Here is a 23608-nt window from a genome sequence, read left to right on the forward strand (position 1 = left end):
AAGACAATTATGTTTTTGTGTTGTAATTTTTCCGCCATGTCAAGTGTTATTCATGTAGCATAAAATACTTAACTATTCAAAAGGAGTCTTTTCGCTTCCTGATTTATAGGCTTTGTAAAGACTTCCTTCTTTATCAAGGGCAAAATAGGTGAACCAGTTATATTTTTTGTCTATCACAAAAAAATCTGTTTTACCTGCCAGTACCAAAGATTGCATAGCTTTGAGTTTACAGTCAAAAACCTGATGTTTGGCTTCGAAAGCTAAAACCACCCAATAATTTGTTTCAAGGTCTAATTTTTCTAGGTATTGCATATAATGCAAATAGCCCAGCCTCAACTCTATTTTCTGGCGGATATTTGTAGCCCACTGATTATGATACTGCCCTACATTGTTAAGGTCAGTCTCCACATTTTTTTGAATAATAAAATGCTTTTCTATCTGTTTCAAGATGCTGGTAGCATCTGTAAAAGGTACTTTAAAATCCGAAGACTTGAATATCTTTTTGAGGGTTTCTATTTTTTCTTGAAAGTACATATCTGTCTTTTAATCAGCCCATTCAGCTATAAATAAATTGGTGTCTCTCGTGCCTCCATTGTTTCGGTTGGAGCTAAAAATAATTTTCTTGCCATCAGGCGAAAACATCGGAAATGCATCAAAAACTGTATCATGAGAAATCTGCTCTAAGTTTTTACCATCCAAATCAATCATAAACAAGTTAAAATTATACCCTCTTTTGGAATGGTGATTAGAGCTAAAAATGATTTTCTTGCCAGAAGGGTGAAAAAACGGAGCCCAATTCGCTTTTCCAAGATTTGTAATTTGCTTTAAATCTGTTCCGTCTGCGTTACAAACAAAAATTTCCATGTTGGTGGGTTGTACAAGTCCCTGAGCCAATAGTTCTTTGTACTCTTTCACTTCCATTTCTGTTTTTGGACGAGATGCTCTAAACACAATTTTTGAGCCATCTGGCGAGAAAAATGCTCCTCCATCATAACCCAATTCGTTGGTTATTTGCTTTAAGCCTGTGCCATCTATATTCATTACCCACAGCTCCAAATCTCCTGAACGAGTAGAGGTGAACACAATTTTATCTCCTTTTGGCGATACCGTTGCCTCAGCATCATAGCCTTTTTCGTTGGTAAGTTGCTTCTTGATATTTCCTTTCATATCACTCACAAAAATATCGAAACTCTCATAAATTGCCCATACGTATTTTCCGTCTTTTCTTTCGGGTACATGAGGACATTGAGCATCTTGCAGGTGTGTAGAAGCATATACAATGCTTTTACCATCAGGCATAAAATAAGAGCAGGTAGTTCTACCTTTTGAAGTGCTAAGCATCTGAGGTTTTTTTGCCTTCATATTGCTTTTTTTGATGTCAGCAGTAAAAATCTGGTCACAAGACACCCCCCAGTCCTTATAATCTGACTGAAAAACTATTTTCTTGCTATCAGGGCTGAAGTATGCTTCAGCATTGTTACCTCCAAAAGTAAGCTGACGTAGATTTTTAAAATGTTTTTCTTGTGGATATGTAAGTATAGATTCTTCTTTTTTCTTATCATTTTGGGCAAATGTAATGCTTGTGAGTAACATTCCACCTATCAAAATACTCCATTTCATATAAATAGCTGTTTAATTTTTTTATACAAAAATAGCCATTGTTTGCGATTTCACAAACAATGGCTGTCATTTAGTAATATTAGTTGTTGGATGTTACTTATTTTTCTTTACTTCATACATCACAAAAAACATTTCGGTAGCAATTTGTCTGCAACGTTCATCATAGGTTTGGTCTTCTTGGGGCGTTCCATCAGAACGTTTGGGGTCTTCATAACCATGATAAACTCTTTGATCTGCTCCTTTTACAATTGGGCAAGCCTCGTCTGCTGTATTACAAACAAGCAAAGCAAAAAAGCCTAATTGAGGGTTTGCAGTAGAAGCATAATGTTTTGAAAACAACCACATTTCAGGAGCTTTTTCAGAATATTGAGCTACATATTTAGGGTTTTTCTCTGTTTTTTCAGAAATATTTTTGATAGAAAGCCCAGCCCTTTGCAAAGCTTTTACTGTTCTGGGGTTACAAGCCGTAGAATCCGTTCCACCCGAAAAAGTAGTAATATTTTCTAAGCCATAGTAATAAGCAGCTATTTGTAACCAAACTTGCCCCAAATGGCTTCGACGAGAGTTATGTGTACAAATGACAATTACCTCTGTTTTTTCTCCTTTTCTCTGCTTCTCTGAAATATATTGAGCTATTTTTTTAAGATTTTCCTGACGTTCTTGGGGAATTGAAGCAAACTCATTCTCAATATTTTGTACATATTTTTTGAGTTTTGAGAGTAAGGGTTTTGGCGGGTTTTGTACATCCAAATTCATAAATGGCAGAGTTAGTAGAAGTAATAGATATTTCATATTTATATAGATAATAAATGATTATTTTTTTAGAAAAGGAGGATTGTATCTCCTCATTAAATGATTTATTATATTTTTTCGGCGTAAACAGTTACACTTAATATACCTATTTTGCTATCTCTGAATTCTTGTATCTGTTCTTTAGAAATATATTGCTCTAAGATGCTATCAGGCAAGAATATTTTCTTTTGTTTTTGTACTTTGATATTTGTAAATCCAGCCTTTTCGATAAGAGCTAAATATTCATCTTTCTGAATAGCTCCAGAGACACAACCTGCATACATTTCTGCTTCTTTTTGCAAGCCTTCTGGTAAATCTCCACGCAATACAATGTCAGAAATACTGAAATGTCCTCCTTTTTTTAGTACTCTATAAGTTTCATTGAGTACATTTTCTTTGTTGGGAACAAGATTTAATACACAATTACTGACTACCACATCTGCTATTTCTGAATCCAAAGGCATATTTTCAATATCTCCTTGTACAAATTCTACATTGGTAAAACCTAATTTTTGAGCATTTTCACGAGCTCTTTCCAGCATTTTTTCTGTAAAATCTACACCAATTACTCTGCCTTTTTCCCCTACTATGGCTCTTGCTACAAAACAATCATTTCCTGCTCCCGAACCTAAGTCAATAACGGTATCTCCTTCTTTCATTTGAGCATATTCAGTGGGCAGTCCACAACCAAGCCCCAAATCAGCATCAGGATTGTATCCTTCCAAATTGCTGTAATCATCAGCCATAATGGTATAAGTTGTATCGCAACTTGTACCACAACCACAACAAGAAGTTAAGTTTTCCTCTTTTTCCTGATTGGCAATCATACCATATTTCTCTTTTACGAGTTCTTTGAGATTTTCTTCATTTTGTTTCATAATTGTAAAATTTTGATTTATATAGATTTATGATATAGTTTTTGTTGAAGATATAGGCTAGCTTTTACCAGCAGAATCAGTATAGGTACTTCTACCAAAGGACCTATCACACCTGCAAACGCTTGTGGAGAGTGTATTCCAAATACACCAATGGAAACGGCTATTGCTAATTCAAAATTATTGCCTGATGCTGTAAATGAAAATGTAGCGTTTTCTGCGTATGTAGCACCAAAAAGTCTGGCAACCAAAAATGTTAAGAAAAACATGATGATGAAGAAAATAACCAGAGGAATTGCTACTTTTATTACATCCAAAGGAATGGTTACAATGGTTTCTCCTTTTAAGCTAAACATCACCACAATTGTAAAAAGTAAAGCATACAAAGTAATTGGAGAAATGGCAGGTATAAATTTTTGATGAAACCATTTTTCACCTTTGGTTTTCATAAGCCACCAACGACTCAATATCGCTGCAAAAAAGGGTATTCCAAGATAAATAACAACAGTTTTAGCTATTTCACTGATTGTAATATTGAGACTAAGCCCTTCTATACCAAATAAAGGCAACATTATTTCCAAATAGAAATAAGCATACAAACTAAAAAAGAACACTTGGATAAGACTATTGATACCCACTAGTCCAGCACAAAGCTCTCTATTGCCACCAGCTAGCTCATTCCATACAATCACCATCGCAATACAAGGAGCTAAGCCTATGATTATCAGACCTGTCATGTATCCTGTATGTTCTTTTAAGAATGTTGTAGCTAGTATAAACATTAGAAAAGGCCCTATTAGCCAAGTTATAAGCATCGAAATGATTAATAATTTGGGCTTTTTAAAAACTATCATAATTTTAGAATAATCAACTTTGGCAAGAGGTGGATACATCATGAGTATCAAACCAATGGCTAAAGGAATATTGGTTGTACCCACAGACCACATGTTAGAAAATTGAGCTACACTTGGGAAGAAATACCCTAGTCCTACCCCAAATGCCATTGCTAGAAATATCCAAAGGGTTAAGTATTTATCTAAAAATTTGAGCCTTGATTGCATGAGATTTTAAAAAATTTGATTTGTTTAACAACATCCATTCTTAGATTTTAGAACTTTCAGGAATCCATCCATAAAATTTTGGATTTTTTCAAAAGTTTTTTCATCCAAACAGTAGCAAACAGCTGTTCCCTCAATATTTCCCTTTATCAGTTTTGCATTTTTGAGCTCTTTAAGGTGTTGTGAAATGGTAGCTTGTGCAAGAGGCAATTCATTTACAATATCACCACAAATGCACGTATTTACTTTTAGTAAGTACTCTACAATGGCTATTCTGGCAGGATGTCCCAATGCTTTGAGCAATACAGCCAGTTCATTTTGTGTTTCTGTAAAGTTTTCTGTTTTTGTAATTCCCATTTTTCTTTATTTATATATTGCAATATTACGATTAATATTTTTACCTAAAAAAAATTTGTTAAAATATTTTTTTCTTTTTGATGCAACTTCTCTCAAAAAGTGTTGTCAATAGTTTAAAATCAACACTTTTAAACATTATTGAGACATACATAATTTTAATTTTTCAATACTAAATCCGACAAAAAACATGAGTAATTTAACAAAATCACTGCTTTTGGTTTTGGCAACCACCTTTTATAATTACCTTTCTTATGGACAAACCACTAGTTCTAAAAAACTTATAAATAGCTTAAATAAACTCATTGTTCCTATTGAAGCTAATGAGTTCTTAACAAAAAATGCTTTTAAGAGAAAAGAGGATGAAATTTTTAAATATTCAATAGTTGGTTTAGGTGAAGGTACTCACGGAACAAGTGATTTTTTTAAAATAAAAAGTCAAATTATCAAATATGGAATAGAAAACCATTCATTAAAGTTAATTATGATTGAAGAAAGTTTAGGCAATACTTTTTTACTTAATGAATATGTGTTAAAGGGAAAAGGTGATGCTAAAGGTGCCTTAAATTTCTTTGGAGCATGGATATATAGAGTCAATGAAGTATTAGAGCTGGTTGAATATGTAAAGAAATACAATGAAAAAGTATCTGATAACAGTAAAGTTAGTTTTTTGGGCTTTGATGTGCAATCAATAAAAGGGTGCCTTTTAAATTTACAAGAGATTCTTCCACAAAAAGAACGCACAACTAATACAATTAAAGAGTTACAAACTATGGATAAATCTTATAAACTTTATACTTTTTGGAACGATACCATAGTTCAAAAAGTAGATTACTTAATCAAGGAATTAGAAGAAGCGTCTAACCAACTTGAACCTATTAAAAAAGAACTTATTAAATTAAATCTATTAAATACCAAGCAATTATGGTTAAGTGGGGACTGGAAAAAGTTTTATGGCTTAAGAGATAGCCTGATGTATCATACAGTTTTAAAAGTAAGACAAATGTGTGGAGCAAATAAAGTTGTTTTATGGGGGCATAATGGGCATATAATGAAATATATTTCAGATACAGAAAACTTAAAGTATCAATCGTTGGGATATTTATTATCTCGAAACAATGATGTTAATTATTATAGTATTGGCTTTGATTTTAACAAAGGGGGATTTAAAGCATTTGATGAGCAGGAAAGAAAACACACGAATTTTTTTGTCAATGAAGCCGACAGTGGCTCCACTGCTAGTGTCTTCAAAAATTTAAAATATTCAAGTTTTTTCTTATCCCTTGATGAGGCTATCCAAAATAAAGAGGTAAATAAATTTTTATTAAAACAACCATTTTACAGGCAAGTTCAGGCTACCTATGATAAATCCAATGATACAGAAAAAGGTTACACTGCAAGAGATGAAAAAGCAAATTTGTGGGAATATTACAATGGTTGGATTTATGTCAACGAAACAAAACCATCATTCTTTATTGAAAAGTAATGATTCTTTTAAAATATTTTTTCTTTTTGATGCAACTTCTCTCAAAAAGTATTGTCAATAGTATAAATCAACACTTTTAAATTTCAATTGCCATGAAAAAAATAACAGCCATTATTACAGCAGTATTATTAGCCTCAGTATTGAGTTATCAAACTGCTATCGCCCAAACTCCAGAGACACGTTCAGTTGGTAACTTTTCAGGAGTCTCTTTTTCAGGAGCTTATGAAGTAACATTACAAAATAGTAACGAAACCAAAGTAATTGTAACAGGCTCAGAAGACGTTCCTAATGAGGATATCGTCACAGAAGTGAAAGGAAATATGCTTCATGTTCGTTTCAAAGACAACAAACGTCACGGAAATATTCGTCAATCCCCTAAAATTGTAGTGTATTACAAAAACATTGATTGCATTGAAAACTCTGGAGCAGTAAATTTAAAAAATGAAGGTACCTTAAAAAGTAGTTCTTTGAAAATAGATGTATCAGGAGCTGGAAATATAAATTTGAATCTTGAAACAGAAAAATTGAATGTCGATGTATCAGGTGCTGGAAATATAACTCTACAAGGGAAAGCTACTTCTCAAAACTACGATATGAGTGGCACCAGCAATATCAAAGCTTTTGATTTGGTGGGGCAAAATGTATCCATGGATATTAGTGGAACAAGTAATGCCAAAGTTCATGCTAAAAACAGCTTGGATGTAGATATTAGTGGAACAGGAGCTGTTCGTTACAGAGGAAAGCCTTTTAATGTAAAAAGTTCAGATAGTAGAACAAGTTCTGTAAAACCTGAATAAATAGTTGTTTTCTATTATCAAAACATTCAAAAATCAATCCTAAAAATGATGAGATATTTTATTTTTCTGCTATTATTCTTCATAAATTCTCAGTTTGTACTATGTCAAAATACCGAAAATATTCAAAAACTCTCATCATTTTTCCCTAAGGAAAAAGCCCACGTTTTAGTTGTAGGAACATTTCATTTTGATTACCCCAACCTTGATGTCAATAAAACCAGTAATGAAGATAAAATTGATGTCTTAACTGAGCCAAAAAAGAAAGAAATAACAGAATTGGTCAATTATATCAAAAAGTTTAAGCCTACAAAAATTGCCATTGAAGCTTTTCCCAATTGGAAAGCAACTGAAAAACTAAAAAAATATAAGAAGGGTGAATTTAAGAATGAACGAGATGAACGATTTCAGCTTGCCATGCGGATAGCAACCGAACTTCAACTTGATACACTTTACAGCATTGATGCCGAATCTTTGGATAATGATTTAATGAAAGTTGATTCCGTTTTTATTCAAAAAATTTTTAAAGATTTTGATTTTCAGAGCAACGATAAATATAATGAAATGTACAGTAAAATGTTTCATTATGAAGACAAATTACCATCAAAAATGAATTTACTTAAATATTTCAAAATGATAAATTCAGATGAATATCATAAATTAGGTTTTGGAGCTTATTTAATTGGAGATTTCAAGCTTGAAAATCAACGAGGTGCAGATATTTTATCTATTTGGTGGTATAATAGAAATCTCCGAATTTTCAGAAAATTACAAGAGATAACAGAAAGTAGTCAGGATAGAATTTTAGTAATATTTGGAAATGGACATGCTTCCATTCTACGACAACTATTAGAAAGTTCCCCAGAGTACAAATTTGTTGAATTTAGTAAGTTAAAATAAAAAAACTTGTGTGATAGTGGAGTTGAAACACGCTGGAATATCTGCTTTCAAAGACTCCACTATTACCCAATTGTAAAAATTGTAGTTCCATTACCACTTTTTTATCTTTTATCCCATCAAATTTCTGTTTAACTTGCTTTCAAGAAAATTCTTGAGACAATTTTATGGAAAATCAAAAACTGATAGGCTCTTTCAAACAAGCCATTACTTTACGCAATTTGCCTTTTAAAGGTGCTATGAAAGATTCCTCCTTAGAAATTTTGGAAGATGTTGGCGTTTGGATTATTGATGGAAAAATTGCAGAAATAGATTCTTTTGAAGTATTGGTAAAAAAAGCTCTTGACGAAAATGTAGATATTTTGGAGCTACCCGCAGGCAATTGGGTGCTTACCCCAGGGTTTGTAGATTGTCATACTCATATTTGTTTTGCTGGTAATCGGTCGAAAGATTATGCCTTGCGTATTGCAGGAGAAAGTTATTTGAACATTGCAAAAGCAGGTGGAGGTATTTTGGATAGTGTCAGAAAAACAAGAGCAGCAGAAGAAGAAGATTTAACAGGACTTACGCTCATGCGAACTTTTGAAATGCTGACTGAAGGCGTTACGACTGCCGAAATAAAAAGTGGTTATGGACTTTCTGTAGAAGATGAACTCAAAATGCTCAGAGCTATTCAAAGGGTTTCTCTACAAACTCCTATGGATGTAGTTTCTACTTGTTTGGCTGCTCATACACTACCACCAGAATTTACAGATAAAAAATTATATCTCGATTATCTCATTACCGAACTTTTCCCAAAAATCAAAGAAGAGAATTTAACCAAACGAATTGACATTTTTGTAGAAGAAACTGCTTTCCCCTACGATTTAGCAAAGTATTATCTCCAAAAATCCAAAGAAGCAGGGTTTGAGCTTACTATCCATGCTGATCAGTTTAGTACAGCAGGCAGTAAATTGGCTATTGAATTAGAAGCCCTCAGTGCAGACCATTTGGAAGCTAGTACAGATTTAGAAATCAAACTATTTGGAGAAAGTAATACAGTGGCTGTTGTACTCCCTGGGGCATCTTTGGGATTAGGAATGCCCTTTGCCCCTGCTCGCAAACTATTAGATGCTGGAGCTTGTGTGGCTATTTCTACTGATCATAACCCTGGTTCTGCTCCTATGGGCGATTTACTTTTACAGGCTTCTGTTTTGGCAGCAAGCCAGAAACTTTCTACTGCTGAAACTTGGGCAGGTATCACTTTTAGGGCTGCCAAAGCGTTAAATTTACATGATAGAGGCAGACTCGAAAAATATTTTCTTGCAGATATGCTTGCTTTTGCCTGTGATGATTACAGAGAAATTCTGTATTGGCAAGGAAAACTTAAACCTGAGTTGGTTTGGAAAAATGGTGAAGAAGTAGGCAAACATTTGTTATAAGAGTTTGAAAATTAATTGACAAAATCACAAAAAATAAGTAGATTTGTTGATAGTGTATTAATCAGACTTTATTATGAAAAAATGGTTTATATTTATATATGGGTTTTTGTGCTGTTGGATGAATGGATATGCTCAAAGAACAGCCACAATTATTGAACAGCCAGCCAATATTCCTGTTTCCAAACAATACAGACTCAACTCTTCATATAGAGAAGTAAACATGAGTATCACTCCAGATGGAAGATATATGTTTTTTATGTCTTCAAGAGGGCTCATGCCGTGGTCAACAGCAAACTATACTACTTTTAAAGGACAGCCTCAATATGATGGAGATATTTGGTATTCGGAACGTAAAGGAAAAGATTGGCAAACACCTATTTGTATTGGAGCCAATATCAATACTCGAATGGGAGAAGATGAGCCTAATGTTTCTCCTGATGGACAAGTAGTATATTTCCAAAGTTGGCATAATGAAGTTGGCAATAGTTGGGAAGATGATGGAGGCCCTTATTATAAAGCTTCAAGATTTGGAAGTTCTTGGGGTAAAAAAACAGGTTTGGGTGGAGGAATATCCAGTTTTTTTAGAGAAAATCGATATGCTACAGATGGCATGACGATCTCTCCTGATGGAAAAGTATTTATTGTTGCAGCAGGAAAAGATTATGATGGAGCCATGGATTTGTACATCAGCTATTTACAAAATGGTTATTGGACCTCTCCTAAAGTGCTTTCCATAAGTACATTTGGAGATGAGCGTTCTCCTTTCATTGCTGCTGACGGAGAAACTCTTTATTTTGCCTCTGATGGTTATAATGGATTTGGAGGACTTGATATTTATAAAGTTTCTCTCAAAGATGCCAAAGTAAGTTCAAATCCTAAAGTTTATAATATTGGCTCCCCTTTCAATACAGCTCGTCACGACTATGGTTTTACGATTACTTCTGATGGCAAAGAAACTTATTTTATCAGAGATGGAGACATTTATTTTGCAGATGTAACCAAGTCACCTAAAGAAATGAAACCCAATCAAACCCTGATTATCAAGGGTGTTGTGAGAGATGCTAAAACAAAGCGTCCACTCCAAAAAAGAATTCTTATAAAAGAAACTTGTTGTAATAGCACAAAAGATGCTTGGAGCAATCCTTACACAGGCGAATACATGGTTATTTTGAATGTTCCTAAAGACAGTTATGACCAGAGTGTGAATAAAGAAGCTAAATATCAAGCTTATAGCAACATTATTAAAAGTAAAACAGGTGAAAATATTATTATTGCAGATATTGATTTAGTTCCCATTGAAGGTGCGACCACCAATATTGTTACAACCAACAATAATCGTAACGACCTAAAAAAGAGGCAAGAAGAAGAAAGAAAAAGACGTTTGGAAGAGCTTCGTAAGAAAAGAGAAGCAGAAGAAAATATTCGAAATCAAGAAGCTGCTTGTAGAATGTAGTTATTGAGTTATAAAGTTTTGTATAGTTGTCTCAAAAAGCCGAACAATTCGGCTTTTTTCTATTTTCATACTTATTTTATAATACTTCTTGGTTTATAAAAAATTATTTGTAAATTTGCGGTTCAAAAATACAATCGCAATGACTAAAATAAAGCAATTTGAGAAAAAAGCTGAGCAAAAAGCCCAAGAAGACCAAAACAAAGAGGTTACTTTTACACCTGTAGAAGCTACAGATAGCGTATTGGAAGACCCAAGTTTGGTTTTGGATAAAACTGAAGAGTTTTTGAAGAAAAATCAGAAATGGGTATTAGCTGGACTTGTCACACTTGTAGTAGCAGTTGGTGGCTATTTTGGATTTAGATATTATAAATCTGAGCAACAAAACGAAGCTGCTGCTAAATTGTATGCTGCTGAACACTTTTTTCAAATGGATTCTTTAGGAAAAGTTGCAAAAGGTGAAGGTAAATATTTATCTGCAAAAAAAGTAGGTGATTCCTATGATATTACTCAAACTGGTAAATTAGCTCATTTGTATGCTGGCATTGCCTTCATGAAAGAAAATAAGTTTAAAGAAGCTATCACTCAATTAGAAGGTTTTAGCTCTGATGATAAAATTATTCAAGGAAGAACTTATGCTCTGATAGGTGATGCAAATATGGAACTTAATAAATTGGATGATGCTATTACCAACTATCGTAAAGCTGCCAATTATTATCCAAATCAATTCTTTACACCTACTTATCTCATTAAATTAGCTTTAGCTTATGAGTTGAAAAATGACGCAAAAGCTGCTATTGGTGTGTATGATGAGTTGATTAAAGATTATTACAATTCTTCTGAACGTATGAATGCTCAAAAATACAAAGCTCGTTTAGAAGCCTCTTTAGAAACGAAATAAACAGCATAATTTTTACAAAAAAGCCCTCCGTAAAGAGGGCTTTTATTTTTAGAAACCTATTCCTATTCTAACTCCATTACCATAACTTTTACCATCTAACAAGCCCCAGAAATAATCTACTCGTAAAATCTTGAAAATGTGTTCAATACCAGCCCCTAATTCTATATAATTCCCATTAGTTTCTGTGAACAAATAATTACAAGTAAAAACTTCTTGAATACGAGCTTTTTTGAGTAATGGAATTCTATTGAAGAAAAATCCATTGAAGTGGTGTTCATAACTTGCTCCCACATATCTACGGGTTGTACTAAAAGCATAATAATCTAATAGTTGATACGCCCTAAAACTCGGAAATGCCATAAATGTTTTATTTCCATTAAAATGTTGATAATCTATAAATGTCATAGAACGAGTATTTAAAAACTGTCCTCCAAAGACTCTATAACTTCCTGAGCCCAAAAGCCCCCAACGATAATTATCACGTATTCCTATTTCTATTTGGTCAAAGTCTATATCACTACCCAATATATTCAAGCCTTTTGTGTAGCTGAGTTCAAAAGTAGGATATTTGGAACGGATACGAATACGACTATCAGGACGATTGATATAACGTTGTTTGGGAACAAATGAAAGATTTACATTCCAAATCAAGGCGTTATTATCCGAAAATCTTGTATCAGTCAATTCGTTGTTGAGTGGGTCGTTAGATGTATATTCTCTATTATTATTCTTACTCCAACTATAATCTGTTGTATTATCCAATTTTCGCCTTAAAGCATATTCTAAATTTGTATTAATGGTTAATCCACTAAAAATTTCTCCTCTATAACCTACATTCAAGAACGTTTTTTCATAGAGTTTCATAAAATTACATTTCCAATACAGAGATGCAGAGCTATTGATTGAAGCTTCTATGGCATTGGGGTTGAATTGTTCTACAAATTTCCCTCCTTCTATACTGATTCTTGTAAACTTTCGTGGATTAAGTAGATAAGAAAGCCTAAGTTTTCCATAAAAATCTTTACTACTAAATCCATAACGAATGACAGGAACAATGCTAATTTCTTTATTATCTTTCAATTCTTTTTGATAGGCTAAACGTAAATTCAAGACTAAACCCTCAACAGTATTGAAAGAAACTTCATTCAGAAGTGATGAAAAACCTATACTATATTTATTCTTTGTACTTCGATAAGTATAGCCAAAAAATAAAGAAGTAGTTTTAAACTTATTATTGAGCTTATCTATTGAATCTTTATAACGAGGCGTTTCTTGTACTTTTTCAACACTATCTTTTTTTCTATAATCTTCTTTTTCAAAGGCTAACAAAGGCATTGGACGTGTTTTTTGCCAAAATGATGAATCTTTTTTGTTAGATTCTTTTTCTACAATAATCAAGTCTCTTCCAAAATACTTTTTATCAAATGCTGGGTTTAAGTTATAATCTGAATAAACTTTAGTAAAATGCCCTTTTCCTCCAAAACCAAAAAGTTTAAATCCAAAGTTAAAGTTTTGAGAAAGTAAAGTCCATTCAGTATTTTTATCAGGTTTGGTATAAACTTGCTTGATACTCCCTTCTTTGATGAAATCCACAGGACGATTTTTATCAAAGCTTAAGTCTAAGCTATGGATTCGCCAAGTATCTTCTGTAATATAAATATAGCCCTCCCAAACAGGGTCTGTATTGCGTTTGGGCATTACTTTAATTTTATTGATAACAAGCCCATCTTCTGTGAATTGACCTTCCCATTTATAATTGTAATACACAAAAGCTACACCAGCAATAGGAGAAACAAAACCACGCTCTGAAAGCCCTTGTCCAACCATATTTTCATAAAAATTGAAACTCCAAGAAGCGGCCTGATTAAAACTAAAACCTTTGCTATCCCCACTTACTTTGGAGGCTACTACTACTTCTTTATACGATCTTGGGCTCTTTTGATAGCTTACCTCTGAAACGCTTTCAGAGAGATACACAATGCCCGTATCAAGCCCTGCTGTACTTTCACCAAATATCTGCTGAGGTTTTTGGGTAAGTCTTGCCAATCCTTTTACATACACTTTGCATAAATAATCAGGACGTTCCTCTAAATAATTTTTTCTGTTTTTCTGAGCATTTTTAATTACTTCATCAGCATAATTGACTGCATTAGCCTTTACAGTAATACCTTCTATATCTGTATTTTCTTCTTGTAATAAAAAGTTTAATTCTAATTCTTGAGCTTCACTAAGCGTAATTTTCTGATTGAGAGCTTTGTAACTTGGGTATTGTGCTATCACTTCATGTGTGCCAGCAGGTACTTGCAAACTATAAACGCCTTCAGCATTGGCACTTGTGCCCAAAGTTGTACCTTTAATGTGTATGGTTGCAAAAGATAAAACTTCTCCTTTAGCATCTGTTATTTTGCCTTTAATAACTGCTTTTTGTCCAAATACTTGAACTGATGTCAGTAAAAACAAGAAATACAAGAGTGTGTGTCTTTTCATAGGGTTGGAGATAAATGAAATTTGATAATTTTCATAAAAGACGAAAGCAACCTTATAAAAGGTTGCTTCCATGCAAACGTATATTTTTTTAATTTGTTTTATATTATTTCTAAATAGTCTAAAAGAAGGATTATAAGCCCAATAGTTAGTAAAACACTACCCAGATACCACAACCCTGCAGCCCAAAGAACTAGCATAAAAACTAATCCTACAATAACGAATATCAAACCTAGTTTACCATTTTTACTCAAGTTTGTTTGCTCTTTTTTCTCTGGTTTTAAATGTCTTTTAATTCTATCTCCTTTTACAATTTTTTTAGTAGTATTTAGATTTTTAAATTCTATAACTTCTGTGTTTGTTTCTACTGTTTTTGCAGTCTTCACTTTATTTTCAACTACAATTGTATGATTTTCTTTGGCAGTTATAACTGCTTTCTTTTCATTTTCTACTATAATGTTTGTACCTTCTGTTTCAGGCATACGAGCAGCACCTTCGTTATTTGTTACTTGGGCATTTGCTACAGAGTAAGAAAGTCCAAATGCTAAAGCCAAAGAATAAAGTTTTAGTAATTTTTTCATATTGAAAGAGTTTATTGTTTCTAGATTTCCAAATATAAAAAAAATTAGACACGAAATACAAGAAACATTTTATATTTTCAAAAACATTTTAATTTAAGTGTTAGTATTATCTGCTGATTAAAATCAAGATTAAATTGATAAATATCAGCCTTCATTTATTTTATTTTATAGAATTTAGTATCAACAAAACAAACTATCATTGCTATGGCTCAATATGTTTCCGCCGAAGAGGCTTTATCAGTTATAAAATCAGGTCAGAGAGTTTTTTTTCATGGAGTGGCTGCCAACCCTCGTTATATGGTAAAAAAGTTTGGAGAGTATGTCCTCAATAACAATATTACTGATATTGAGGTGCTTGCATTTTCTCCTTTTGGAGAATTCGAGTTGGCAGATGTAAAATATGATAAACATCTCAAGATCAATGCTTTGTTTGTATCAGACTCTCTACGCCCCGCCGTAGATGATGGTAGAGCTTCGTATATTCCTGTTTTTTTGAGTGAAGTTCCTGAATTATTTTTAAATGATGTATTGCCCACAGATGTTGCTATATTCAATGTATCACCACCTGATAGTCATGGCTTTTGTACATTAGGGGTATCTGTAGATGCTGCCATCTCTGCTCTCAAAAAAGCAAAAGTGTGTATTGCACAAATTAATCCTCAGATGCCTCGTACGCATGGTGATGGCTTTATACATATTAGTAAATTCAAGTATGCTGTTGAGCAAGAAGAAGCTTTACCAGAAATACCACCTCTTGCCATCAGTGATGTAGAAATGAAAATTGGAAAGTTCTGTGCTGGACTTATTGAAGATGGGTCTACCCTACAAATGGGTATTGGTGGTATTCCTAATGCTGTACTTGCTAATCTCAATAACCACAAAGATTTAGGAATCCATACCGAAATGTTTTCGGATGGGGTTGTACCTCTGGTAGAAAGTGGTGTAATTACAGGTAAATACAAAGTAAAACACCCAGGAAAAGTTGTGGCTTGTTTTGTGATGGGAACTAAAAAAGTCTATGATTTTATCCATGACAATCCATTGGTAGCCATGCTTGATGCCAATTATACCAACGAGGATTCTGTAATTCGTGTAAACCCCAAAGTAATAGCCATTAATAGTGCTATTGAAGTAGATTTATTGGGACAAGTTTGTGCTGATACCATTGGTTTGCGTCAATATTCGGGTATAGGTGGACAAATGGATTTTATTCGTGGGGCAGCCCTATCACCTGGTGGAAAACCTATTATTGCTCTGCCTTCCACTACCAACAAAGGACTGTCACGTATCACTGCTCTCCTTAAAAATGGAGCATCTGTAACCACTACAAGAGCTCACGTACATTATATTGTAACAGAATATGGTGTGGCTTATCTTTTTGGGAAAAACATCAAACAAAGAGTAAAAGCTTTGATAGATATTGCCCACCCCAACCACAGAGAAGATTTAGAAAAGCAAGCTTTTGAAAGAATTAAGAAGTTTTGGTAAACATTCTATAAATGCAAAGTGTTGTAAGTAAAATACCTACAACACTTTATTTATTTAAACAGGTGTTATGTATTTATAGAACACAAAATAGTGTATATTTGTTACACACTCAGCAAAGATTTTTTAGTATGCCACTCATATAAAATACTTTTAATCAGTCATGGCACAAGCAACTCAAAAACTGATTGATGCACTTCGCAAAAGTGCTGATAACCTCAAAGATGGTGCTCCATATGCATGGGGACATCAAGGGAAATGTAATTGTGGGAATTTAATGCAAAATCTTACCCCTCTTACCTCTGAGGAAATTATGCGATTCGCACAAGCCAACCGAACAGGCGAATGGTCTGAAATGGCAGAAGAGTTTTGCCCAACAAGCAATGCTCCTGCCGATTTGCTTGTTCAGAAACTTTTAGATGCAGGTTTAAGTCTTTCAGATATTCATCATCTAGAATATCTAAATGACAAAAAAGTACTTAGTTATTTACCCAATGGCTTTAGATGGCTCAATAAAAATATTCGTACAGATGTTATCGAGTATTTTGAAGCAATGGCTAATATGCTTGAAGCTGATCTCTTTGGAGAGCATGTCAAGACAGAAATTTCTCAAATTCTTCAAGAAAAAAGCTTGGTTTAAACCAAGCTTTTTATTTTTTGATAGCTGTTACTTCTATTTCTACTTTTACTTTATCGCTGATTAGGTTTGCACAAATGAGTGTACAGGCTGGGCGAATATCGTTAAAATACTTCTGAACAATAGGATAACATTTATCTATATCTTGAGGGTTGGGAACGATATAATTGGCTCTCACCACATCCGAAAGGCTTGCTCCTGCCTGTTCCAAAGCATAAATAATATTTTGAATGGTTTGCTCTAATTGCTCCTCCACATTATCAGAAATAGTATGGGTGGCATAATTGTAGCCAGTACAACCTGATACAAAGATCATTTTATCTACAACCACAGCCCTCGAAAATGCCATATCTCTCTCAAAAACTGAATGGGTGCTAATTAATTTCTTTTCCATGAGTTGTTTTGTTTGTGTTTAAAAGATTTAAAGATAGTACGCAAATAGATTGCATCTATAGCTTATTATTTTATAACAAAATACATTTAACTTTTTATGAGCTTTCAAGGACTTTATTTTTACATAGACCCCAATACTCATATAACTCATTTTTTAGAGTTTTGTGATAAAAAAACTATTTTTCTTTTTGAAACTTCAGGTTTTTTGATGGATTATTTATTAGTTGAATCTCAATTAAAGCCCATTCCTTATAAATTAAAGGATTTAGAAACGTCCATATTTTATAAAGGTGAACTTTCTAAAGTTTTTCAGAAATTAAAAAGAAGAAAAAAGGTTGTTCAAGAAATTACATTTGATTATCAAGAGTTTACATATACAGGCATTATCAATTCCTCAGACAAACAAATAGTTTTTACTCTCAAACAGAAAGGTAAAAAAACTTTTTACAAGGTCTATTCTTTTTTAGATAAAAAAACTACTACTAAACCTACATTCCTTATTGATTATAAAGTAAATACTGTTACTTCAAAAGGACATACATACAGAGAGGGGTATATTTTTAAATATGAATGGCATTATAAATATCAGAAATGGGCTTACTTTATAGCCCATTCCAAAACACAAGAATATTCTAAAAGGTATTTTAGTGACGATTTAGAAGAAACACCTAAAATTTGTATCTAAAAGTACACATAGCTGTCAAACAACAGTGCATTCTTTTTATAAATTTCGTCAATTTTAAGTTGTAACAAATCTGTTTGATTATTCAACTATTCATAGGATATAATAAGACCCAATACTATCTAGCAAATTTTTGGGTCTTATATATTGAAGCCATTTATTTTTGATTGATTATGTTATAAGAGTATTCTAGAAAATCAGCGAAGCGAAACCAATGTTAGTGGTTCGAACTTTCTTTTCTTGAATCTTTATCATAGGTAAATATGTTCTTGTCCCATTTACGAAAGTCATAATATTTGCTTTTAGGTTCTCCCATCCAATCATTTATTCCTTTTTTCTTTGGTAAATAATAACCATGAGGTGTTGTTTTAGGGTTACAGCTAACGTTTCAAGAATTTAAGAAATTGGGGATTTGTTAAGCCCAAAACTGTTGATTAAACACTGAAAATCAAAAACACAAAACAAACTTTAAATTAATCCCTAAAACCCTAATTTCTTGAAACTGCTATTATTTATTAACTTTATTTATTTCAAAATAGTATCATAAATTTCATTTAATAAGTTATTTCTGATTTTTGAGTTTCTTTGAGTGATAAGTATAATTATTCCCCAATTTTTAGCTCTATTGTAACATAGTATTGAAGATTGTCCCATAGAATCACCTGATTTTTGATAAAGTGTATTATTGTCATCTGTTATGATGTTTGTACCCAATCCCATTTCCCTTTTTTCATCTTTGTAATATATTTTTTCCGTAATGATGGCAGCTTTACCAATTTTAGTTTCCTTATTTAAGACTGCTTTTAAAAAAGTAATCATATCAGAAGCATTAGATTTTATTAATCCAGCAGATGCGGTAATATTCCATTTGAAGAACTCTTGAACACCTCCATCGGGATTATAACCTTTAGTTGTATTTTTTATATTGTAATCCGTAGTGAATGTATTTTTCATTCTTAACGGCTTTATTATCTTTTTTCTAATAATCTCTTCATAACTTTTTCCGTACACTTTTTCTAATATTTGTCCAAGTAATGTATAGCCAATTGTTGAATAGCGATATTTGCCATAATCAGTTAGTTCACTACAATTATTAATTATATCAATCAATGTTTTTTTAGTTACATTACTTACTGGTTGTTGCGGATTTAATGCTATTAACTTTCCAAAATCTAAATCGGGTAATCCAGATTGATGAGAAGCCAAATCTGAAATTTTTATTTTATTCTTAAGATTTTTTTGCAAAACGTATTCCTTAGGAAGGTAGTTATCTATATAATCATTTAGTTTTAATTTGTCTTCAATGACTGCCTGTGCAATGAGATTGGATGTCAAAATTTTAGTAATAGATGCTATTTCAAATAAGGAGTTTCTATTAATATCAATTTGACTTTCTTTATTTAGTTTACCATATGTGATATAATATTCTTCATTATTTTTGATAAAACCGACACTAATACCTATGTCTGGATTTTTTTGATAATTTTCTTTTAATATTGAGTCAATTTTTTTGGAGATGTCTTGTCCAAAAGAAAAGTTGCTAATTAATAAAAGCATCGCTAAAAATTTTAATGAGATTTTCATTGTATCGTAATTTAATGTTAAAAAAATATTTCGATACAAATTTGAAAAATAAGCCACTCCTGTGCGACCGAATGCAAGTATTCGAACGCATTTGTATTAAAAAATAAGTACGATTTTTTTCAACAGAAGCGTTCGAATAATTACAAAACACTGTTTGATAGATTGTTACGGAATTCGGTTGGTGTTTTACCCGTGTGTTTTTTAAAAGCAGTATTAAATGAAGATTTTGAATTAAAACCTACTTCATATAGAATTTCTAAAATAGTAACCTTACTTTTTGTAACATCTTTTAAAATAGCCATAGCATTCTCTATACGATAGGTATTGATGAAATCGTAAAAATGCTGATTTAATTGATGATTAATTAAAATAGATAGGTCTCGAACAGGAATTTCAATAGCAACAGAAATATCTTGAATCGTTAAGGAAGGATTTAAAAATGGTTTTTGTTCAATCATATATTGTTGCAATTTCAATATTTTTTGATCATACTTTTTTTCATTTGTAGCTAATTGTTCATTCTCTTTCTCTTCTAAAATAAGAGTATAGACCAATTGTAATTTTGAATCAATAGTTCTAAATAAACTAGGATGATTTAATGCTTTATATAAATACCAAAAAATGATAATCAGTTCAAATACTAAAAGTCCAATTTTTAACCATTCGGAAATAGCAGGATATTCTGAAAATTTAAAGATGTTTTTTAATAGAGCGATGCCAAAAAAGACCAATAATGCCACAGTAAATTGAAATAACCAATTCAACGATGTTATACTTGCTCCAGCATAATTTTCAAGATATATTTTTTTTGCTTTTCGCAATAACATAAAAGCGGCAATGATGTATAATACAATTTGAATGTGAATTAAAACATGATTGAATTGTATTTCCAGCATACTACTACTTTTATCAAGAAAACGAATTTTAGAAGCAAGGTCTCTAGTATAAAAGCGAGGGAACAAAATGAAGTTTGATAATAAAAAAGGAATACTATGAATTAAATGTCTTGGTTTTAACTTAAAATCAGAATAGCAAACAGATAATACATATAAATAAAAAGTGGGGAGTTGTAAGAAAAAAAAGGAGCTTATAAAAATTCGTGCACTCAAAGGTATTGGCAACAAATCGCCTTGACTTCCGATGATATCGATAGAAGTTAGAACCAGAAAAATAGCAAAAAGACGATTACTTAATTTATGTTCTGTTTTGACAGTAACCAAAAACAAGGATAGAAATAATGAGATAAAAATGGTTATTAAACTGATTGTTACTAATAAATTAATGTTATTCATATCTCATTTTTATTTTCAGGAAAGTTTTTTTAAGCTTGTAGGTAATGATACAGCTTGGCAATGTGAAGAATTTTAGCACCAAATGTTCAATAGAATTCTTACTGTTGAGCCTTACACAAATGTTTCATAGAAACACCATATTGCCAATTGAAAATTAGTGAAGCGAAATCAATATTAGTGGTTGTTAATTCTTATCTCAAATTCATGAACGTCAAGTTCGTTTTCAAAAAATAAAATCATTTCATCATTTATTTTATAATCCAAAACTTTAGAGTTAATAGTGTTGTATATTTTACCACACAACAATTTTTTGTCACCAAAGTCTAGAGTCAATTTATACAGATAATTATAAATCTCATTAATAATGTTAAATCACGTTCATAGTAAATGTCTCTAGTTCTGTAATTACCCCACCTATTTCTGTAAACACTAGTGCATATTATCTATCTGAATTTCTTATCTCGCTATTCGGAATTTGTAATTCCGAATTTTTATCCTAAGATTTTTAATCTATTTTTGGTTTGTAAAACCTATGATAATAGTTCGTGATTACAAATCACGAACAGTAAGATGCTTTTAATTAAATAATAGTTATTATGTTTAGGAAATAGAAATAAAAATATCCCTAAACAGAGTAAAATACTTATTAGTAAGATGCTATAAAATATAAATTTGACTGCTCCAATTCGCATGGTGGTAAGTGCATATTTTTTTTAAATTAGGAAATATAAAAATATAATCATGCTCTTGAACAAAATACAAATTAAATATTTCGTCAAAAACATTTTCACAAAAACTCATCATATTATGCCAATCAGCTTTAAAAGCAAATCCTATCCGATAACTTTCAGGAGTAATCAGAATTGTTTCTTCTTCAGGGGCTATTTTACCAGCAATTCTTTCTAAAAATTCTTTTGTCTCTAAATCTGCAAGATATGTCCAATCATCTTGATATTTATGTTTTATAATACCATCATGTAGCATTTGCATAATACTGTCTATAGAAAATGCCTCCAAATCATTTTTTTTCTTTCTTCTTGTATCCCATTCCTGAGCTTTTTTCTGGAGTTGTTCAGTGTGTTTTTTCTTAAGTCTTTCTAGTAGTTCCCTGAGTTCTGGTTTGATATTGGGGTCATCAAGTTTTTTGAAGAAGTGATCCATATTTCCTGAGAAAGAAGATATTGTTCCTCTACAATTTTCTTCTTCGATTCCTAAAACATTAGCTAAAATGCTTAATTCAAGTTTTACAAAACTAACTGTGGCTAAATTTTTCATCTTTATTTTTCTTGAATATATGTAAACCCGCACGACTAGTACCATGAGGAGCGGCTATTATCTCTGTAATTAAAAAATCATTTTCTAAAAGCAAAAAACTTTTATCTGAATGAAATCCATCTATCTCTAGAATCAGCCCCACGATCTTTTTATTTAAAACATTCTCTTTTAACTCATCTTTTTTATACTCATGATACAAATTGTAATTTAACAATTTAAGAAAGTAAGAAATAATCTTGGGTGGTTTTTTCAATATTTTTTCCTCAAAAACAGGTTTTGCATTATCAGGTAGTTCTTTTATCCAAATAGTATCATTTAAACTAAATGGAATATCAATCATCAAATGATTATCCAATTCTATAAATATTTCTGACATATCCAACCCATAAGGTTCTGATTCAAAAACACAATGGATATTGGTAATTGATTTTCCTATAATATCATTTACAAGCATTAATTTAAAATTTATTTCACCCTTTCAATCGTGTATTGCAGCAAGCCTGCAAGAGAGTTTCGGTAGGTATTTTCGGGTAGGAATTCGTGTAAAAGAGTTACTGCTTCGTTGTAATAATTCATCATTTTTTCTTGAGCGTACTCAATACCTCCTTTGTTTTTTACAAAGGAAATGACTTCAGCAACAGCACTGCTTTTATGGCTTTTATTTTTGATAAGGTAAATAATATTGCGTTTTTCGAGCCACGAAGCCTTAGAAAGAGCATGAATGAGTGGTAAGGTCATTTTCTTTTCTTTGATGTCAATACCAACAGGTTTTCCTATTTCAGCATCTCCATAGTCAAACAAATCGTCTTTAATCTGGAAAGCAATGCCCACTTTTTCGCCAAAAAGTTTGGCTTTTTCAATAGTTTCTGAGCTTACCCCTGCCGAGCTTGCTCCCACAGCACAACAAGAAGCTATCAAAGAGGCTGTTTTTTGCCTGATTACTTCAAAATATATTTCTTCTGTAATATCTAGTTTTCGAGCTTTAGCAATTTGTAAAAGTTCTCCTTCACTCATTTCACGTACAGCTGTTGAAACATATTGCAACAGGTCAAAATCGCCATTATCTACAGAAAGAAGCAATCCACGAGAAAGGAGATAATCACCAACTAATACTGCGATTTTATTTTTCCAAAGAGCATTGATAGAGAAAAAGCCTCTTCTGTACATCGAATCGTCTACTACATCGTCGTGTACAAGAGTGGCTGTATGTAAAAGTTCAATGAGAGAAGCTCCACGATATGTTTTTTCAGTAATACCTCCACAAGCCCCAGCTGTCAGGAATACAAACATAGGTCTCATTTGTTTTCCTTTTCTTTTTACAATATAGTGCGTGATTGTATCCAACAAAAAAACCTTGCTCTGCATAAAAGAACGAAACTTTTTTTCAAAAAGATTCATCTCTTGTTGGATAGGAGCTTGTATATCATCAATATTTAAAGGCATTCAAATGAGCGTTGGTTGAAGAAGTAGAACAAAATTCTACTTTTTATGTTGCATTGGTGGCAATATTAGCACATTTTTATAACAAAAAAAAGAAGCATAAGGTT

At 32.2% G+C, this 23608-nt stretch carries 23 protein-coding genes; 9 read left to right on the top strand and 14 right to left on the bottom strand.

The genetic code is table 11. From position 1 onward, the window contains the following. Window positions 1–72 precede the first annotated feature (72 nt). The 6 genes from AD998_15950 to AD998_15975 form a co-directional block, all read right to left on the bottom strand. Complete coding sequence (locus tag AD998_15950; GenBank protein ID KOY87432.1) at window positions 73–534, bottom strand: hypothetical protein; 462 nt, start codon at window positions 532–534, stop codon at window positions 73–75. A 9-nt stretch (window positions 535–543) separates the two neighbouring features. Next, entirely contained in the window at window positions 544–1593 is a 1050-nt protein-coding gene (locus tag AD998_15955) for a hypothetical protein (protein KOY88248.1), read from the bottom strand. A 120-nt stretch (window positions 1594–1713) separates the two neighbouring features. After that, the gene (locus tag AD998_15960; protein ID KOY87433.1) at window positions 1714–2376 is read right to left on the bottom strand and encodes a hypothetical protein; all 663 of its coding nucleotides are present in this window, start codon (window positions 2374–2376) and stop codon (window positions 1714–1716) included. Window positions 2377–2480: 104 nt separating this feature from the next. Beyond that, on the bottom strand, window positions 2481–3290 hold the full coding sequence (locus AD998_15965; protein KOY87434.1) for an arsenite S-adenosylmethyltransferase: 810 nt from the start codon (window positions 3288–3290) through the stop codon (window positions 2481–2483). Between the two features lie 17 nt (window positions 3291–3307). Continuing rightward, entirely contained in the window at window positions 3308–4348 is a 1041-nt protein-coding gene (locus tag AD998_15970) for an arsenic resistance protein ArsB (GenBank protein ID KOY87435.1), read from the bottom strand. A gap of 24 nt (window positions 4349–4372) precedes the next feature. Next, a complete protein-coding gene (locus AD998_15975) occupies window positions 4373–4702 on the bottom strand; it encodes an ArsR family transcriptional regulator (GenBank protein ID KOY87436.1) in 330 nt (109 codons plus the stop codon). Window positions 4703–4889: 187 nt separating this feature from the next. Between AD998_15975 and AD998_15980 the strand changes: the two genes are divergently transcribed. The 6 genes from AD998_15980 to AD998_16005 all read left to right on the top strand — a co-directional run bounded on the left by AD998_15980 (window position 4890) and on the right by AD998_16005 (window position 11648). Then, on the top strand, window positions 4890–6185 hold the full coding sequence (locus tag AD998_15980; GenBank protein ID KOY87437.1) for a hypothetical protein: 1296 nt from the start codon (window positions 4890–4892) through the stop codon (window positions 6183–6185). A 92-nt stretch (window positions 6186–6277) separates the two neighbouring features. Further along, complete coding sequence (locus AD998_15985) at window positions 6278–6982, top strand: hypothetical protein (GenBank protein KOY87438.1); 705 nt, start codon at window positions 6278–6280, stop codon at window positions 6980–6982. 48 nt (window positions 6983–7030) lie between these two features. Further along, window positions 7031–7879, top strand: a complete 849-nt coding sequence (locus tag AD998_15990) for a hypothetical protein (protein KOY88249.1) — start codon at window positions 7031–7033, stop codon at window positions 7877–7879. A gap of 164 nt (window positions 7880–8043) precedes the next feature. Further along, window positions 8044–9297 carry an imidazolonepropionase gene (locus AD998_15995; protein KOY87439.1) on the top strand — a complete coding sequence of 418 codons (1254 nt, stop codon included), beginning with the start codon at window positions 8044–8046 and terminating at the stop codon, window positions 9295–9297. 73 nt (window positions 9298–9370) lie between these two features. Next, the gene (locus tag AD998_16000; GenBank protein ID KOY87440.1) at window positions 9371–10750 is read left to right on the top strand and encodes a hypothetical protein; all 1380 of its coding nucleotides are present in this window, start codon (window positions 9371–9373) and stop codon (window positions 10748–10750) included. Between the two features lie 241 nt (window positions 10751–10991). Continuing rightward, the gene (locus tag AD998_16005) at window positions 10992–11648 is read left to right on the top strand and encodes a hypothetical protein (protein KOY88250.1); all 657 of its coding nucleotides are present in this window, start codon (window positions 10992–10994) and stop codon (window positions 11646–11648) included. Window positions 11649–11696: 48 nt separating this feature from the next. Here AD998_16005 and AD998_16010 read toward each other — a convergent pair whose 3' ends face one another. Both AD998_16010 and AD998_16015 read right to left on the bottom strand, forming a co-directional pair. Further along, entirely contained in the window at window positions 11697–14207 is a 2511-nt protein-coding gene (locus AD998_16010; protein ID KOY87441.1) for a hypothetical protein, read from the bottom strand. Between the two features lie 26 nt (window positions 14208–14233). Then, complete coding sequence (locus tag AD998_16015; protein ID KOY87442.1) at window positions 14234–14713, bottom strand: hypothetical protein; 480 nt, start codon at window positions 14711–14713, stop codon at window positions 14234–14236. 204 nt (window positions 14714–14917) lie between these two features. Between AD998_16015 and AD998_16020 the strand changes: the two genes are divergently transcribed. Together AD998_16020 and AD998_16025 are read left to right on the top strand one after the other, a co-directional pair. Beyond that, complete coding sequence (locus AD998_16020) at window positions 14918–16201, top strand: 4-hydroxybutyrate CoA-transferase (protein ID KOY87443.1); 1284 nt, start codon at window positions 14918–14920, stop codon at window positions 16199–16201. 160 nt (window positions 16202–16361) lie between these two features. After that, a complete protein-coding gene (locus AD998_16025; GenBank protein ID KOY87444.1) occupies window positions 16362–16838 on the top strand; it encodes a hypothetical protein in 477 nt (158 codons plus the stop codon). Between the two features lie 10 nt (window positions 16839–16848). Here the strand turns inward: AD998_16025 and AD998_16030 are convergent, their stop codons facing one another. After that, the gene (locus AD998_16030; protein KOY87445.1) at window positions 16849–17229 is read right to left on the bottom strand and encodes a hypothetical protein; all 381 of its coding nucleotides are present in this window, start codon (window positions 17227–17229) and stop codon (window positions 16849–16851) included. 96 nt (window positions 17230–17325) lie between these two features. Between AD998_16030 and AD998_16035 the strand changes: the two genes are divergently transcribed. Continuing rightward, complete coding sequence (locus AD998_16035) at window positions 17326–17913, top strand: hypothetical protein (protein KOY87446.1); 588 nt, start codon at window positions 17326–17328, stop codon at window positions 17911–17913. A 522-nt stretch (window positions 17914–18435) separates the two neighbouring features. On the opposite strand, the gene AD998_16040 is transcribed toward AD998_16035, so the two are convergent. From AD998_16040 to AD998_16060, 5 genes are all read right to left on the bottom strand, one after another. Further along, window positions 18436–19494, bottom strand: a complete 1059-nt coding sequence (locus AD998_16040; protein ID KOY87447.1) for a serine hydrolase — start codon at window positions 19492–19494, stop codon at window positions 18436–18438. A 140-nt stretch (window positions 19495–19634) separates the two neighbouring features. Next, entirely contained in the window at window positions 19635–20786 is a 1152-nt protein-coding gene (locus AD998_16045; GenBank protein ID KOY87448.1) for a DNA-binding protein, read from the bottom strand. 657 nt (window positions 20787–21443) lie between these two features. After that, window positions 21444–22061 (bottom strand): hypothetical protein, encoded by a 618-nt coding sequence (locus AD998_16050; protein KOY87449.1) that lies wholly within the window; start codon window positions 22059–22061, stop codon window positions 21444–21446. Then, window positions 22039–22515, bottom strand: a complete 477-nt coding sequence (locus tag AD998_16055; GenBank protein KOY87450.1) for a hypothetical protein — start codon at window positions 22513–22515, stop codon at window positions 22039–22041. The genes AD998_16050 and AD998_16055 overlap by 23 nt, the downstream gene beginning before the upstream one ends. An 11-nt stretch (window positions 22516–22526) precedes the next feature. Then, complete coding sequence (locus AD998_16060) at window positions 22527–23504, bottom strand: polyprenyl synthetase (protein ID KOY87451.1); 978 nt, start codon at window positions 23502–23504, stop codon at window positions 22527–22529. Between the last annotated feature and the right edge of the window lie 104 nt (window positions 23505–23608).

The organism is bacterium 336/3 (assembly GCA_001281695.1).
GTDB lineage: Bacteria > Bacteroidota > Bacteroidia > Cytophagales > Thermonemataceae > Raineya.